This is a genomic window from Sagittula salina (genome assembly GCF_017813235.1).
Taxonomy (GTDB): Bacteria; Pseudomonadota; Alphaproteobacteria; order Rhodobacterales; family Rhodobacteraceae; genus Sagittula; species Sagittula salina.
Genome location: NZ_JAGISH010000009.1, coordinates 134,453 through 148,540 on the forward strand (window position 1 = coordinate 134,453; position 14,088 = coordinate 148,540).

General features: G+C 61.8%; 13 protein-coding genes. 10 read left to right on the forward strand and 3 right to left on the reverse strand.

The window, feature by feature from the left end:
* Positions 1-53: 53 nt before the first annotated feature.
* Complete coding sequence (locus J5474_RS16300; protein WP_209361988.1) at positions 54-941, reverse strand: LysR substrate-binding domain-containing protein; 888 nt, start codon at positions 939-941, stop codon at positions 54-56.
* Between the two features lie 117 nt (positions 942-1,058).
* Between J5474_RS16300 and J5474_RS16305 the strand changes: the two genes are divergently transcribed.
* Both J5474_RS16305 and J5474_RS16310 read left to right on the forward strand, forming a co-directional pair.
* On the forward strand, positions 1,059-1,763 hold the full coding sequence (locus J5474_RS16305) for an SDR family oxidoreductase (protein WP_209361991.1): 705 nt from the start codon (positions 1,059-1,061) through the stop codon (positions 1,761-1,763).
* The gene (locus J5474_RS16310; RefSeq protein WP_209361993.1) at positions 1,753-2,001 is read left to right on the forward strand and encodes a DUF6552 family protein; all 249 of its coding nucleotides are present in this window, start codon (positions 1,753-1,755) and stop codon (positions 1,999-2,001) included. Before J5474_RS16305 ends, J5474_RS16310 begins: the two co-directional genes overlap by 11 nt.
* A gap of 68 nt (positions 2,002-2,069) precedes the next feature.
* On the opposite strand, the gene J5474_RS16315 is transcribed toward J5474_RS16310, so the two are convergent.
* Positions 2,070-3,095, reverse strand: a complete 1,026-nt coding sequence (locus J5474_RS16315; protein WP_209361995.1) for an IS1595 family transposase — start codon at positions 3,093-3,095, stop codon at positions 2,070-2,072.
* A gap of 351 nt (positions 3,096-3,446) precedes the next feature.
* On the opposite strand from J5474_RS16315, the gene J5474_RS16320 reads away from it, so the two are divergent.
* The 5 genes from J5474_RS16320 to J5474_RS16340 all read left to right on the forward strand — a co-directional run bounded on the left by J5474_RS16320 (position 3,447) and on the right by J5474_RS16340 (position 11,016).
* A complete protein-coding gene (locus J5474_RS16320; protein ID WP_209361997.1) occupies positions 3,447-5,042 on the forward strand; it encodes an HsdM family class I SAM-dependent methyltransferase in 1,596 nt (531 codons plus the stop codon).
* A complete protein-coding gene (locus J5474_RS16325; protein WP_209361999.1) occupies positions 5,039-5,977 on the forward strand; it encodes a GIY-YIG nuclease family protein in 939 nt (312 codons plus the stop codon). Before J5474_RS16320 ends, J5474_RS16325 begins: the two co-directional genes overlap by 4 nt.
* A complete protein-coding gene (locus tag J5474_RS16330) occupies positions 5,974-7,134 on the forward strand; it encodes a restriction endonuclease subunit S (protein WP_209362001.1) in 1,161 nt (386 codons plus the stop codon). The genes J5474_RS16325 and J5474_RS16330 overlap by 4 nt, the downstream gene beginning before the upstream one ends.
* A 15-nt stretch (positions 7,135-7,149) precedes the next feature.
* Positions 7,150-10,566 (forward strand): DEAD/DEAH box helicase family protein, encoded by a 3,417-nt coding sequence (locus J5474_RS16335; RefSeq protein ID WP_209362003.1) that lies wholly within the window; start codon positions 7,150-7,152, stop codon positions 10,564-10,566.
* A gap of 231 nt (positions 10,567-10,797) precedes the next feature.
* Positions 10,798-11,016 (forward strand): hypothetical protein, encoded by a 219-nt coding sequence (locus J5474_RS16340; protein WP_209362006.1) that lies wholly within the window; start codon positions 10,798-10,800, stop codon positions 11,014-11,016.
* 323 nt (positions 11,017-11,339) lie between these two features.
* Here J5474_RS16340 and J5474_RS16345 read toward each other — a convergent pair whose 3' ends face one another.
* The gene (locus tag J5474_RS16345) at positions 11,340-11,558 is read right to left on the reverse strand and encodes an AbrB/MazE/SpoVT family DNA-binding domain-containing protein (protein ID WP_209362008.1); all 219 of its coding nucleotides are present in this window, start codon (positions 11,556-11,558) and stop codon (positions 11,340-11,342) included.
* Between the two features lie 62 nt (positions 11,559-11,620).
* On the opposite strand from J5474_RS16345, the gene J5474_RS16350 reads away from it, so the two are divergent.
* From J5474_RS16350 to J5474_RS16360, 3 genes are all read left to right on the forward strand, one after another.
* Positions 11,621-11,791 (forward strand): hypothetical protein, encoded by a 171-nt coding sequence (locus J5474_RS16350; protein WP_209362009.1) that lies wholly within the window; start codon positions 11,621-11,623, stop codon positions 11,789-11,791.
* Positions 11,792-11,825: 34 nt separating this feature from the next.
* Positions 11,826-12,137 carry a hypothetical protein gene (locus J5474_RS16355; RefSeq protein ID WP_209362010.1) on the forward strand — a complete coding sequence of 104 codons (312 nt, stop codon included), beginning with the start codon at positions 11,826-11,828 and terminating at the stop codon, positions 12,135-12,137.
* Between the two features lie 1,217 nt (positions 12,138-13,354).
* Positions 13,355-13,771 (forward strand): hypothetical protein, encoded by a 417-nt coding sequence (locus J5474_RS16360; RefSeq protein WP_209362011.1) that lies wholly within the window; start codon positions 13,355-13,357, stop codon positions 13,769-13,771.
* The last annotated feature ends 317 nt before the right edge of the window (positions 13,772-14,088 follow it).

Here is a 14,088-nt window from a genome sequence, read left to right on the forward strand (position 1 = left end):
AGTCGGTCATGCGGACAAAGCTGCCCTAACTGCGACGAACCAAGGCGATCCACTTAGGCGCCTTGGCTCGTCATGCCGAGCAGCCAGTCCCGAACGTGCAATGAGGCATCAGACGCGCCTTGTCGCGGCGTCAGGAGATAGAAGTCCAGTCCACCTTCGAGAGCGCTATCGAGCGGTTGCACAAGGTGCCCGGCCTTCAGGTCCCGCTGAACGAGGAAACGGCTTGCCAGCGCAATACCCTGCCCAGCCAGGGCCGCGTCGATAGTCAGTGTTGTCTGGTTGAAACGAAGTCCGCGCGACAGTTCAACCTCACCGCCAAAGGCCGCTTCGATGAACTTCGGCCAGAGATCGTGCGAGTCGTGCAGAAGCGTCACGCGCGACAAAGCCGCCGCATCGAGTGGGAGGTCCTGACGGGCGATCAGGTTGGGCGAGCAGACCGCGATGATCTCCTGCGGGAACAGTAGATCTGCGCGCAGGCTCGCCCCGAATGGCGGCTGTCCCTGCCGCACTGCGAGGTCGATCCCGTCGGCATGGAAGCTCGAGACGCGCTCGGTAGCAGTAATGCGCAGGTCGATCCCGGGATGGGCTTCGGTGAACTCCGCGAGCCGTGGGATGAGCCACTTGGACGCGAAGGTGGGTGTCACGCTGATCGTCACTCGCGATGGTGCCGACCTGAGTGCCACGGTTGCCTCCGAGAGCTGTGAAAAAGCCCGCGCAACCGCCGCATGGTATGCGCGCCCCTCCTCGGTGAACGCCAGACCGCGCGACACCCTCAAGAACAGGCGAAGGCTGAGATGCTCCTCAAGTCCGCGGACCTGCTGGGCCACCGCCCCTTGAGTTACGCCCAGGTCTTCCGCCGCCGCGCGGAAAGTCAGATGTCTGCCCGCCGCTGCGAATGCTCGGAGGCCGTTCAGGGGTGGCAAGTCGATTTCGTCTGGCACGATAGATTTCCTACACTCACGTAACAGGCCAGCTGGCTGGTCAGATAATCCTAAGCCCCTTATCTGCTGGATAACAGATGCAGCGGGCACTCTTTGGTAAGTAAGGAGCACAGGATCATGACGACAGAAAAAGTGGCATTGGTCACGGCAGGTGGCAGCGGAATGGGCGCCGGTGCCGCGAAACGCCTGGCCTACGAAGGCTTCAAGGTCGGTGTCCTATCTTCCTCCGGCAAGGGAGAGGCGCTCGCCGAAGATCTCGGCGGCTTCGGCGTCACTGGATCGAACCAGTCGGTCGAGGATCTCACACGCCTCGTTGACGGCGCGGTTGACCGGTGGGGCCGAATTGATGTCCTGGTGAACTCCGCCGGGCATGGGCCCAAGGGAGATATCATCGCGATCACCGACGAGGAATGGCATGCGGGACTCGATGTTTACCTTCTGAACGTGATCCGTCCCACCCGCCTCGTTACACCGATCATGGCGGCGCAGGGAGACGGCGCCATCATCAACATTTCGACCTTCGCAGCCTTCGAGCCCGACCCGCTCTTTCCAACTTCGGGCATCTTCCGCGCCGGCCTCGCCAGTTTCGCCAAGCTATACGCTGATAAGTATGCCGCGCAGAATATCCGCATGAACAATGTTCTGCCGGGCTTCATCGACAGCCTGCCGGAGACCGAGGACCGCCGCACGCGCATCCCGATGGGCCGCTACGGCAAGGAAGAAGAGGTCTCCTCACTCATCGGCTGGCTCGCTTCGGAAGGTGGCAGCTACGTCACCGGGCAGAACTGGCGGATCGACGGAGGACTTACTCGTGGCGTCTGAGGCAACCACCATCAGTGGGCACAGCCAGACGGCGTTTATCGTGAAGTGGGTGGCCTCGATCATCCAGATCCTTGGCTACGCCGGAACCGGTTTCGGCTGGACGCCTTGGAACCTCTACCTGTTCCTCGTCGGCGTTCTGGGCTGGCTGATTGTCGGCGTGCTCTGGAACGACAAGGCGATCATGCTGATCCACCTCGTCGCTCTTGGTTCCATGCTGGCGGGGATGGCCACTCAATGACTCGAAGCCGACATTGGGCCTTGAGTCTTTGAAACGCTTATCTGCCCCACAGGTGCGCAGGGCAGCCCTCAAGGCCAGCATAGCCCATATTCCTTCGAGCGCCGCAGCTGCTTACCGACAGCCCCCTGAAGCAAGACGCGCATCTGGTCGACCACCGGGATCGGCTTCCAGATCGTCGTCGATTTCTCCCGATTGACGCCAGATTTCGTAGTCCACTGCTTTACTACGTCCCGGACCGGCTCGCGATGGTTCCACCTCCACACGATTTCGTCGAGGTATCGCTGGAGGTGCTGTCGACCGAGGTTGTGATAGACTCCGACCAGAGCGCGTTGCACTTGGGAGATGACGGCCTCGGCCGTATTCACGTGGGCACCAGTCTCCGGGTTGGCATACTCTTTCTGGCTGTGGATCACATACTGATGGTCGGCCATGGTCTTTCCCAGGCCCCGGTAGCTCTTGCTTCCATCAGTCATCAGGCGCGTTGTCTCGGGGGCGATCCATTCCAGGAGAACCGGCTCGAGCGTCGCCCTTTTGTCATCGGAAACGACCCGGGCGCGCGCCTGTCCGTCGCGAGAGGCCGCCACGAAAATCATTGGCTTCCCAGTGCCCTTGCCGCGTGGATTATAGGCCCCTGAAAGCGATTTGGGTGCTCCGCCAACATATGCCTCGTCCACCTCGACGATGTCCTCCAGAGGCAGCAACTCGGCGTTCCGATCGTCCATCAGTTCTCTGATGGCGTGCCCCATCTTCCACGCGGTCTTCTGGTTCACCCCGAGCAGCCGTGCCATCACGACCGAGGAGATACCCTTGCTCGAGGTGAGCACCAAAAACATCGCGCAGATCCAGATACGCAGGTCGAGCTTTGTGCCGTGCATCGGGGTGAGCGTCGTGACCGTGAACTGGAGACGGCAATCCCGGCATTGGTAGAGCCCTGGTCGACAGGTCCGACCGCGCAGCGCCGAGGATTCCACCGACCCGCAATGAGGACAGTGCCTGCCGGTCGACCATATGATACACTCCAGGAAGCGCCGCGCGTGCATCTCGCTCGGCATCCGCTTCCAGATGTCAGGGATCGACTTCAGTTCGGTGATCATCAGGGCTCTCCGCTGGTTCCGCCAACCGAGCAATATTGGCCGGGCGAGTGTTTGACGAAGAAGAAACCTGGAAAATCGCGCAAAATGCGGCGAGATGACGGAAAAGCTAAGCCAGGTCAGCGCCTTGCGCGATTTGCTGCTTTTTCTCGTGGATAAGCGGGAGAATAAATTATCGACATTGTTTTCTGCCATGCTGTAAATAATCACCACGCCGTCTTTTGCAGCACGGCTTGTTCATTCAATCTCGAGTGCAAGTCGTGCGGTGTCCGCTTGACCCAAAGACACTGAAAATTTGAGCATGGACGATCTTCTCCACCCCCGTCAGAATAGGGGAAACTGACGAGGGCAGAGATGATTACCGGTGAACTGAAGTCTCAGGTCGACGCGATCTGGAACGCAATGTGGACGGGCGGGCTGTCGAACCCGCAGACGGTCATGGAACAGTTGACCCTCCTGCTCTTCCTCAAGGGCCTCGACGACGCGCAGACCCTCGCGGAACGGCAGGCACGGGCACGCGGCACGGAGATCGAGCGGAACCTCTTCCCGGACGAGTTGGATGGCATCCCGGTCGTTGACGACGCCGGCAACAAGATCGCTGATGGCCGTTCCTTGGCAGATCTCCGCTGGCCTCGGTTCACGACCCTGCCGCCAGCAGAGATGCAGGAAGCGGCCGAGAACCACTTGATCCCCTTCCTGCGCCGCCTCGGCTCTGATGGCGCGCCCCTGCGCAAGCACATGGCCAGCGCCCGCTACGAGATACCCACGGGCCGCCTCCTGGTGAAGGTCGTCGATCTCGTCTCGGACCTGCCGATGAAAAGTCGCGACACCAAGGGCGATCTCTACGAATACATGCTGTCGAAGGTGGCCGCGGCGGGCCAGAACGGCCAGTTCCGGACGCCCCGCCACATCATCGAGCTCATGGTCGCCATGACCGAGCCTCGGCGAGATGACGTGATCTGTGATCCCGCATGTGGCACGGCCGGATTCCTCGTCGGCGCGGCGGAATACCTGCGTCGCAATGATGCCGATGCCTGGACCGATCCGGACGCGCGTTTGCACGTCGAAACCGGCATGTTCCACGGCCATGACTTCGACGGCACCATGCTTCGCCTCGGTGCCATGAACATGGCCCTGCACGGGTTCGAGGACGCCTCCATCGTCTACCGCGACAGCCTCACCCAGGAGCACGGCGATGAGGCTGAGGCCTATTCCCTGATCCTCGCCAACCCGCCATTCGCCGGTTCCCTGGACGCCGAAGCGGTGGCCAAGGACCTCACCCGCATCGTCAACACCCGGAAGACCGAGCTGCTCTTCCTGGCCCTCTTCCTGCGCCTTCTGAAGCGTGGCGGTCGGGCGGCGGTGGTCGTTCCCGACGGCGTGCTCTTCGGCTCCAACAAGGCCCACAAGGAGGTGCGGCGTATGCTGGTCGAGGATCAGCAGCTTCAGGGGGTGGTCAAGCTCCCGGCCGGCGTCTTCCGTCCCTATGCCGGGGTTTCCACCGCCATCCTTCTCTTCCAGCGCACCGACTCCGGCGGCACGGATGGCGTGTGGTTCTACGACATGCATGCCGACGGCCTCAGCCTTGATGACAAGCGCAACCCGCTGGTGCCCGAGGACAAGATCGGCCCCTGGGCCGAGCTGTCCGAGGAGGAAGCGAAGCTGAACGACCTGCCCGACGCCCTGGCTCGCTGGCAGGAGCGCGAGGGGACGGAGAAGGATAATCCCCGCACGGCCCGCAGCTTCGTCGTTCCGAAGGCCGAGATCGCCGCCGCTGGCCACGACCTCAGCCTCAATCGCTACCGCGAGATTGAGCATGACGCGGTCGAGCACGAGCCGCCCGCCGAGATCCTGTCGCGCCTGCGCGAGATGGAGCGGGACATCTTCGATGGCCTCGAGGAGCTCGAGAGGATGCTCGGCGTTGGTGCCGTGAAAGAGGCCGCCGAATGACCAATGGCGAGACCTACGGCCGCACGATCCAGCTCTTCCTGGTCGACGGCAAGCCCACGGGACTCCGCAAGGCGACCATCCACGGCTGGACCGGGCTGCTCTTCGTTTCCGGGGCTTCCGCCTTCGGTGACCTCACGGCGCGGGACGAGGTGGACCGCACCGGTGTCTACATCCTCGCCGGTCCCGATCCCGACACCACCGGCACGACGCGGGCCTACATCGGCTCTGGCAACTCCGTCGCCGAGCGCATCAAGCAGAGCGCGGTGAAGCGCGATTTCTGGGAGACGGCGATCACCGTCACCACCAGCGACGACGACATGTCGAAGGGCCATGCCGAATATCTCGAGGCCCGTCTGATCGAACAGACGGCCAAGGCCGGGCGCGTGTCGCTCGACAACGGCACGAACCCGGACATCGGCCGCCGACGCCTGCCCGAGGCCGACATCGCCAACATGGAGCAATTCCTTGCGAACCTGCGGATCATCCTGCCAGTGATCGGGCTCGACATGCTGAAGCCACAACCGAAGGCCGTCAGCGCCAAGGCCAGCCCATCCTCGCCCTCCGTCTCGGACGAGGTGCAGTTCGAGATCCGGCACAAGAGCGGGGTCTCTGCCACGGCGGTCGAGGAGGATGGCGAGTTCATCGTGCTTGAGGGGTCGGAGGCCCTGAAGGATACAGGCTATGTCCAGCAGAGCTATGGCGGCCTGAAGGAGAAGCTCATCGCCGACGGCGTGCTGGTGCCGCAGGAGGTGCCTTCGGGCACGGGCAAACTGCGCTTCGCCAAACCCTGGTCCTTCTCCAGCCCCTCGGCGGCGGCCGCGGTCGTTCTGGATCGCAACAGCAACGGGCGGCTGGAATGGAAGGTGAAGGGTGCGAGCCAGACCTACCACGACTGGCAGCAGGCGCAGGCGGCGAAGCAGGAGGCGGCGGAATGAGCTGGGCGACGGCCAAGTTCTCCGAGGTTGCGACGATCGAACGGAACTCCGTCGCGCCTGCCGCTATCACCTCCGGAACGACCTATGTTGGACTTGAGCACATATCTTCGGGAGGTGAGAGTCTTTCTCCGGTTCAGGTCGAAGCCGGAGAACTGTCGAGCAATAAATTCGCCTTCGACGCGGATACGATACTCTTCGGCAAGCTTCGTCCTTACTTGGCGAAAGTGGTCGCTCCATCGGTTTCGGGGGTATGCAGCACCGACATCCTTCCGATTCGACCGGGCGGAGATCTCGACAAGAAGTTCTTACTCCATTTTCTGCTCAGCCCGAAGCAAGTCGCCTATGTCGCCAATAGAGCGACAGGTGCAAACCTCCCGCGGTTATCTCCGAAAGAACTGGCGGCGATGGAAATCCCCCTCCCGCCCCTCGAGGAGCAGAGGCGGATTGCGGGGATACTGGATGCGGCCGACGCCCTGCGCCGCCGCCGCCGAGAGGCCCTCGCCCTGCTCGACACCCTCCCGGGCGCGATCTTCGCGGAGATGTTCGGGGACCCGCGCGACAACCCCTTGAGCTATCCAGCACGGAAGCTTTCGGACCTATGCTCGCGGATCACAGTCGGCGTCGTGATTAAGCCCGCATCCTATTATGTAGATGACGGGGTGCCTGCCTTGCGGTCGGTAAACGTCCGGGAGGGCGGCTTTGACTTCAAAGATATGAAGTATTTCTCGCAGGAGACAAATGACGGCCCCCTCAAGAAATCCAAGTTGAAAAAGGGGGATGTCGTTATTGTTCGCACGGGGCAACCGGGGAGAGCGGCCGTTGTCGAGGAAGAAATTGTTGGGGCGAATTGCATAGACATGTTGATCGCCAGCCCGAAAGAGGATGAACTGCTGCCGTATTTCCTTGAGGCTTTTCTGAATTCCGAGGCGGGGCGACAGATGGCATTGTCAAATCAGACTGGGCAGGTTCAGCAGCATCTGAACGCAACCGCATTGAAGGGCATCGATTTCATTACGCCGCCGATCGAAGAGCAAAGAGAGTTCGCTCGGCGGCTGGACGAAATTCGCCGAGCAAAGGAACGCCTGAACGTCCATCTCTGCGAACTCGAAACCCTCTTCGCCTCCCTTCAATCCCGCGCCTTCGCCGGAGAGCTCTGACCTCGGGACACCGCCATGACCGCCAGCAACTTCGCCCATCTCGAACCCGACTTCCCCGCCGTCCATGCCGCGGCGACCTCGGCCGAGCGGCTGGCGATGTCGGAGCCCGAGGCGGCGGCGATCCTTGCGGGCAAGGCGGTGGAGCTGGCGCTCGGCTGGGCCTTCGCCAATGACGCCGACCTGACGCCCCCCGCGCAGGTTGGCGCCAGCCGGATGATCAACGACCCCGATCTGCGGACCATCATGGGCCAAAAGGTCCACTTCAAGGCCCGCTTCATCAACATGGTCCGCAACAAGTCGGCCCACGATGGCGCGACCCTGAAACCCGAGGGCGCGCGCCAGGTGGTGGAGGAGCTTCACCACGTCCTGCACTGGTTCGGCCGCACCTATGCCCGCCGCCAAAAGCCGCCAGAGCCGAACATCTTCGACCCGGCCCCGCTGTCTGCCCGGCTCGACCTGATCCGCGAAGCCCGCGGGCGCATCCACAGCACCGAGAAGGCCCTGGAGGCGCGCACCGAGGAGCTTGAAGAGCTCCGCGCCCGCTATGCGAGCCTCGACGAGGAGCTGAAGACGAAACGCGCCGAGGTTGCCAAGGCCCGCCTCGAGCTCAAGACCGACCCGCACGACTACAACGAGGCCACCACCCGCCTGCGCCTGATCGACCTGCTGCTGGCCGAGTCCGGATGGACCGACCTGAAGGAAGGCCGGGATCTGGAATACCGGGTGGAGCCCATGCCCAACGAGCAGGGCCATGGTTTCGCCGACTACGTCCTCTGGGGCGCGGACGGCCTGCCTCTGGCAGTGGTCGAGGCCAAGCGCACCCGCCGCTCCCCGTCCGAGGGCCAGCAGCAGGCGAAGCTCTACGCCGATGCCCTCGAGCATATGCACGGCCGCCGCCCGGTGATTTTCTACACCAACGGCTACGAGCACTGGATCTGGGATGACGCCCGCGGCATCCCGCCCCGTCGCCTGGGTGGTTTCAAGACCGCGCAGGAACTGGGCGAGATGATTGCCCGTCGAGGAAGTGCGAAGCCTCTTTCGGATCAGGGCCCCAACACGAAGATAGTTGAGCGCCCGTATCAGCATCGGGCCCTAAAGCGAGTGGCGAAGGACTTTGACGCCGGCTCCCGCAAGGCGCTGCTGGTCATGGCAACGGGCACGGGCAAGACCCGAACGGTGATCGCCCTCGTGGACATGATGGTGCGTGCGGGGCTGGTGAAGCGCGCCCTCTTCCTCTGCGACCGTATCAGCCTTGTCCGACAGGCGCGCAATGCCTTCGCGGCGCATATTCCGGACAGCTCTCCGGTGAACCTCGTGACCGATCCGTCCGGCACGGGCCGCGTCTATGTCTCCACCTATCCGACGATGATGAATCTGATCGACCGCGCCGATCATTCCGGCCGGCGCTTTGGTCCCGGGCATTTCGACCTCGTGATCATCGACGAGGCCCACCGGTCCATCTACAAGCGCTACCGGGCGATCTTCGAGTGGTTCGACAGTTACCTCGTGGGTCTTACAGCCACGCCCCGCGACGAGGTGGACCGGGACACCTACCGGCTGTTCGATCTCGACCCCGGGCATCCCACGGACTTCTACGGCTTGGAGGAAGCGATCGATGAAGGGTTTTTGGTGCCGTTCGAGCCGATCTCACTGCCAACCAGGTTCATGCGCGAGGGCATCCGTTACGACGATCTTTCGGACGAGGAAAAGGACCAGTGGGACGAACTCGACTGGGGCGAGACCGGGCGGCGCGAAGAGGTCACGGCCGGGGAGATCAACAAGTATCTGTTCAACGCCGACACGGTCGACAAGGTCCTGGCGCATGTCATGGAGCACGGCATCCGCGTCGCGGGCGGCGACAAGATCGGCAAGACGATCATCTTCGCCGCGAACAAGTCCCATGCGAGGTTCATTGAGGAACGCTTCAACGTGGGCTGGCCGAATTACGGTGGAACGTTCGCCAGGCGGATTGTGCATGGGGAAAGCTATGCCCAGAGCCTGATCGAGGCCTTCGAGATCCCGGGCAAAGAGCCTCAGATCGCCATCTCTGTAGACATGATGGATACGGGCGTGGACGTGCCCGAGGTGGTGAACCTGGTCTTCTTCAAGCTCGTGCGCTCGAAGACGAAATTCTGGCAGATGGTCGGCCGGGGGACACGCCTGCGGCCGAACCTGTTCGGCCCCGGCGTGGACAAGTCGGCATTCCGGATCTTCGATGTCTGCGGCAACCTCGAATTCTTTGGGTCGAATCCAGAGCTCAAGGACCCTTCTGTCCCGAAGTCGCTGACGGAGCGGCTGATCGAAGCAAGGTTGAAGGTGGCCCAGGGCATCGACGACACACTGGCCTCGACAACCCACGGGCAGCACGATGACGCGACGGAAGACCTCAAGGGTATCCGCGGGGAGATCGTTTCAGATGTGCGCCGTTTCGTGATGGGTCTCGACATCTCGTCTTTCGTCGTCCGCAGCCACCTGCGCTCTGTGGAGTCCTGGCAGTCAGACGATGCGCCATGGTCCGCGTTGTCAGAGGAGGCCACCGAGGAACTGACAGGCTTGGCAGCCTTGCCAAGCAACGCCGATCTCGGAGGGGAAGAGGCGAAAAGGTTCGATCTCGTAATGTTCGAGCTCCAGCTCGCGCTGTTGGGTAGGTCGATGAAGATGGAATCCTGCCGCCGGAAAGTGACAGAGATCGCGACCGCGCTATCTACGAAGTGCGACATCCCCGCAGTCTCCAGACACTCAGAACTCATCGAGGAAATCCTGAATGAAGCTTGGTGGGAAGGCCTGACTGTGCCCATCGCCGAGCGGGCCCGCCTGAGACTGCGCGATATCGTGCATCTTATCGACCAGTCGTCGCGCAGCATCCTCTACACCGATTTCGAAGATGATCTCGGAACCGCCACCCCCGTTCCTCTCAATCCGGCGGCAGACCTCGCTGCATTCAAGAGGAAGGCCCGCGAGTTCCTCTCCGGACACGGCGATCACGTCGCCCTCCGCCGCCTGCGATCCGGACGGCCGCTTACCCGCTTGGACATTGAAGAACTCGAGCGAATGTTGCTCGAGGCCGGCGTAGGGTCGGATGCCGACATCGAGATCGCCAGGAAAACCGAAACCGGCCAGGTGGGCGGGTTCGGCGTCTTTCTGAGGTCGATCGTCGGCCTTGATCGCGCGGCAGCCCAGGAGTATTTCGCCGAATTCATCGCAGATGGTGCCTCGGCCAATCAGATCGAGTTCGTCGGAATGGTCATCGAGCACCTGACCCGAAACGGTGTGATCGACCCGGGCCTGCTCTACGATAGCCCCTTTTCCGATAAGACGCCGGACGGCCCCGACAGCGTGTTCGAGGAGAAGGATGCGGACCGTTTCCTGGCGCGCCTCCGAACCCTGAACCAGACGGCCGTCGTGTCTGAGGTATCCGCCGACTTTGGCTAACGGAACGCCGTCAGCGAAAGCGATCAAATGTCGGCCTCAACGGTGTCGGTCCCCATCGGCCTTGCGAACCTCTTCGAGCCAGGGGTCAAACCAGACCCAGCTGTCGGGCGGATTGCCGGAACAGTCCTTGAAGGGCATCTTTGGCGGACGAGTGGTCGGCCCGGACGGGTTGAACCGACTGTCGACCTACCGAGGCTTTTGGGTGAAGATGGGCCATGTAGGAGGTGTAAGATGCAGGAAGAGGATCGCGTTGCCGCTGCTCTCGCGGGCCGACTGAGTCCCGGTGAGCTGACCGATGAAGAAGACGCTGCTTGGGAGGAGGCGTTCGTCAAACTCATGGGCGAACCAGGCCCTGACGAGGAGGCCTTTTTCGCCCGCCACCGAAAGTTGGGCTTAGGCGTCGGCCTCGACGAAGCGGGCAACCTGGTCTACGCGAAACCAGAAGAATGAATTATCGCAGACCTCTTTGCCTCGACCGCGCTGAAGCCGGCTTGCTGTGCCACCTGAAAACTGGACCGCTTGAAGCTGGAGTTTTCGGCTAATCTTTCCTGGCGGAAACGCATGCAGGCATCGAAGTTCACGGAAGCGCGTAAGGCGTTCATCGTGCAGCAGGGCGAGCAGGGCATGCCCATCGCGTAGGTCCGTCGCAAGGCTGGCATCCGTCAGGCGACCTCCTCCCTGGAAGCGACCGAAAGTGTCAGCGTCTTCATCTCGGGCTGCTTGTCGATCATGCGTTTCGTCTCGGTTGTAGCAGTCCGCCCTGGCCAAAAGCCTCAGGACTTCAAGTCGATGTCGGGACCGACTAAGCCGCGGGCGTTTCGGAAGGCCTCCGGGAAACCATCTTCCATAGGAAGCTCCTTCCGAGAGACCGCAATGCTGTCACCCTCGGCACGCAGGGCAACCTGGTCGTCCTCCCTAAGCCCCAGGCTTCGGACAAGAGCCCCCGGGATCCTGACAACGAGCGCAGTGCCCCATTTCTTGATGAACGGCATTCCAAGGCCTCCGGCGCCAACTCCATTCCATGATAGCACCGTTGCCGGGACAGGAGCATGCGATGACGACGTTCGAGATCATTTTGTCGATCACTTCGGTTGTCGTGGCGATCTGCGTGTCCGCCTGGATGCGGCATCTGGGGAACACCTCAGGCCGGGATCGGCAGGTCGATCCCGAGCGCCTACGGCACTTCATTGAGAACCCGCCCACGAGAGGGGCGACAAAGTCATGAAGCCCGGCTGGCGCGATGACGAGAAGCAGCAATCATGATGACTGCGCAGGACCTGATACGGCCGGACGGGACCGTCGTGCTCGATACGCTCCAGGGCCTCCGCCTGACAGAGGCTGAACTCGCAGGACTTCTTGGGGTGTCGGTGGCCTCCACGCATGAGGCTCCGCAGTTGAACGACCCCGCTTCGCAGCGCAAGCTCCGCGGCCTCATCGATATCCTTGCTCGCATCGCGCCTTGGCCCGGTTCTATGCCACAGACATACGTCTGGTTTACCTCCCAGCCCCCAACGCCCTTCGGCGACCAGACCGCGGATGAACTGGTTCGCGATGGCGCATTGAGGCGGTAAGATCCTACATCTGCCGGGTCGCTGTCGGCGGATACGCCTGAGACTCCAAACCGTGCGACAGCAGAGGTTGAGGCACAAAGGCGTCTAAAAAATGCGAGGCTCTCGACTATTTGCGCTCGGCCAAGCCGCAACTGAGCAACACGCAGTTCGCGGAGGGTCTCCCATCGGCGATACTCAAGCCGAATGGCCCGGGGGATGACGATAGCTCACCTCTGAGCTGGGCTGCGATTATGGCTGCAAAATACAACCAATCTACGGCAGCTGTGTCATGGAAACAGCGGTCGCCAAGTGCCAATGAGTAGCGCATCCGCGCAGGAATGAAGTCGATCCTAATTCTCGGAAGTAGGTCACTGTAACACCTCGACCCGAGTCAAACCACGTTATTGGAAAGCTTGGTTGACACAATATACCTATGTTTATAACATACTGATATTATGACAGAAAATCCTACCACCCCAGCCAGTTAAAAATTTCCTGTGCAATCAAACGGTTACACTCGGCACCCTCGGGGGCAGCCGGAACACTTTGCCGGTGCATGTAGTCTGCACATCCCGAGTGAGAAACAGAAAGCCACGGCGCGACCGCGGATGCAACGCGAAGTATGCGAGTCAGCAAGCGCAGTCTGCACGAAGAGCATTGGCTAGAATCGCTGCCGGATCGAAGGTGTGCCGCCTGTCGTCGGCGAACTTGTTGCAACGGGAGTGTTCCGCGTGTGCGTCTGGTGGCGCGTTCGCGCACATGGGGGCCGATTTTGGGCCTGCCAGGTCGTCATATCGGTAATTCTGGGCATGGATAGCGGCGCACCGAGATGACTCGGTGGCGGCCCTCTGCGTGGCTCCTGCGATCTGCTGGTCCAGCGCCTAACCCAGAGGATTCCCTTGGGAAAACCTGTCGGGCACCTGATGGCTCCCCATCGCCTGCGTCGATTCTTTCTAGGACATCGGCCTCGTCGTGAAAGCCATACTTCCCACCCGCGCCGGTTGCGTCGTCTCGCTAGAGTTAGGTCATCGACAACAGAACGAGACCACCATGAAGCCCCCCCACGAGACCACCGCCGCCGTCATCTATACCGGCGCCCGGCGTGCCGAGATCGCGGGATTGCCGGCGGACGACCTCGGTATCGCGGACGGGATCCCCTTCGTGCATATCCGCCCCAATCATTTGCGCGGCCTCAAGAACGCCGCCGCGCGCCGTGGATACCACTGCACCCGCATGTCGTGGAGTTGGGGTTCGCCCAATTCGTCGAAGCGGCACAGAAGCGGGGATGGATTGCGCTCTCTCCGGAAGCCGTCCCCAAGAGGATCCGCCATCTGGCTCATGTCGTCACGGAGGACAAGGACGCGCATGATCCCAAATTTGGCGACGTTCTGGATTACATGCTGCGAACCGCGCTCGATAAGGCGTTGGACGGCAACCCGCGTGCGCTATCCTGTCATGGCTTTCGACACTACGTGAATGATCACTTTGCGAGCCTGCGGCAGGATGACGGCATCAGCCTGGCGATTCCAGACATCGATCGTCTGGATGTTCTCGGGGACAAACCGAAGGACGTGAACCTGGCGACATACCGTCGGGCGGAGAAACCCCTTGGTCCTTTGTATCGAGCGATCCTGACATTGCCCCGGCTGTTTTGACCGGTCGTGTCGTGACCGGTCAATGTTGGGCGCTTGCCGACCGCGAGCGGGTGGCGCAGTGCGGGCAGTTACCCAGCCAATGCTGGTGCTAGCGCAGCTTTTCCGCCATGCTTGCGTCACTTGGTCGGCGGAGAGGCCCGGTAGAGCATTTCCGCCCGCAGGGGATTCTTCCGGTTGAACGGGAAAAGATAGTCCTGGATGCGAACCATGTTTGCGTTCTCGTGGATGTGGGCAGCGCGTGCTTGCGTCTGCGCTGCATTCACCTTGCCATTATCCGGCATGAAGGGGCACCGTTCGCGCACGACTGCGGGGATCTC

Excerpts from the sequence above, each read along its gene's own strand:
- J5474_RS16320 (WP_209361997.1), top strand. The coding sequence starts at position 3,447 with ATGATTACCGGTGAACTGAAGTCTCAGGTCGACGCGATCTGGAACGCA.
- J5474_RS16340 (WP_209362006.1), top strand. The coding sequence starts at position 10,798 with ATGCAGGAAGAGGATCGCGTTGCCGCTGCTCTCGCGGGCCGACTGAGT.
- J5474_RS16350 (WP_209362009.1), top strand. The coding sequence starts at position 11,621 with ATGACGACGTTCGAGATCATTTTGTCGATCACTTCGGTTGTCGTGGCG.
- J5474_RS16345 (WP_209362008.1), bottom strand. The coding sequence starts at position 11,558 with ATGCCGTTCATCAAGAAATGGGGCACTGCGCTCGTTGTCAGGATCCCG.
- J5474_RS16330 (WP_209362001.1), top strand. The coding sequence starts at position 5,974 with ATGAGCTGGGCGACGGCCAAGTTCTCCGAGGTTGCGACGATCGAACGG.
- J5474_RS16325 (WP_209361999.1), top strand. The coding sequence starts at position 5,039 with ATGACCAATGGCGAGACCTACGGCCGCACGATCCAGCTCTTCCTGGTC.
- J5474_RS16305 (WP_209361991.1), top strand. The coding sequence starts at position 1,059 with ATGACGACAGAAAAAGTGGCATTGGTCACGGCAGGTGGCAGCGGAATG.
- J5474_RS16315 (WP_209361995.1), bottom strand. The coding sequence starts at position 3,095 with ATGATCACCGAACTGAAGTCGATCCCTGACATCTGGAAGCGGATGCCG.
- J5474_RS16355 (WP_209362010.1), top strand. The coding sequence starts at position 11,826 with ATGATGACTGCGCAGGACCTGATACGGCCGGACGGGACCGTCGTGCTC.
- J5474_RS16335 (WP_209362003.1), top strand. The coding sequence starts at position 7,150 with ATGACCGCCAGCAACTTCGCCCATCTCGAACCCGACTTCCCCGCCGTC.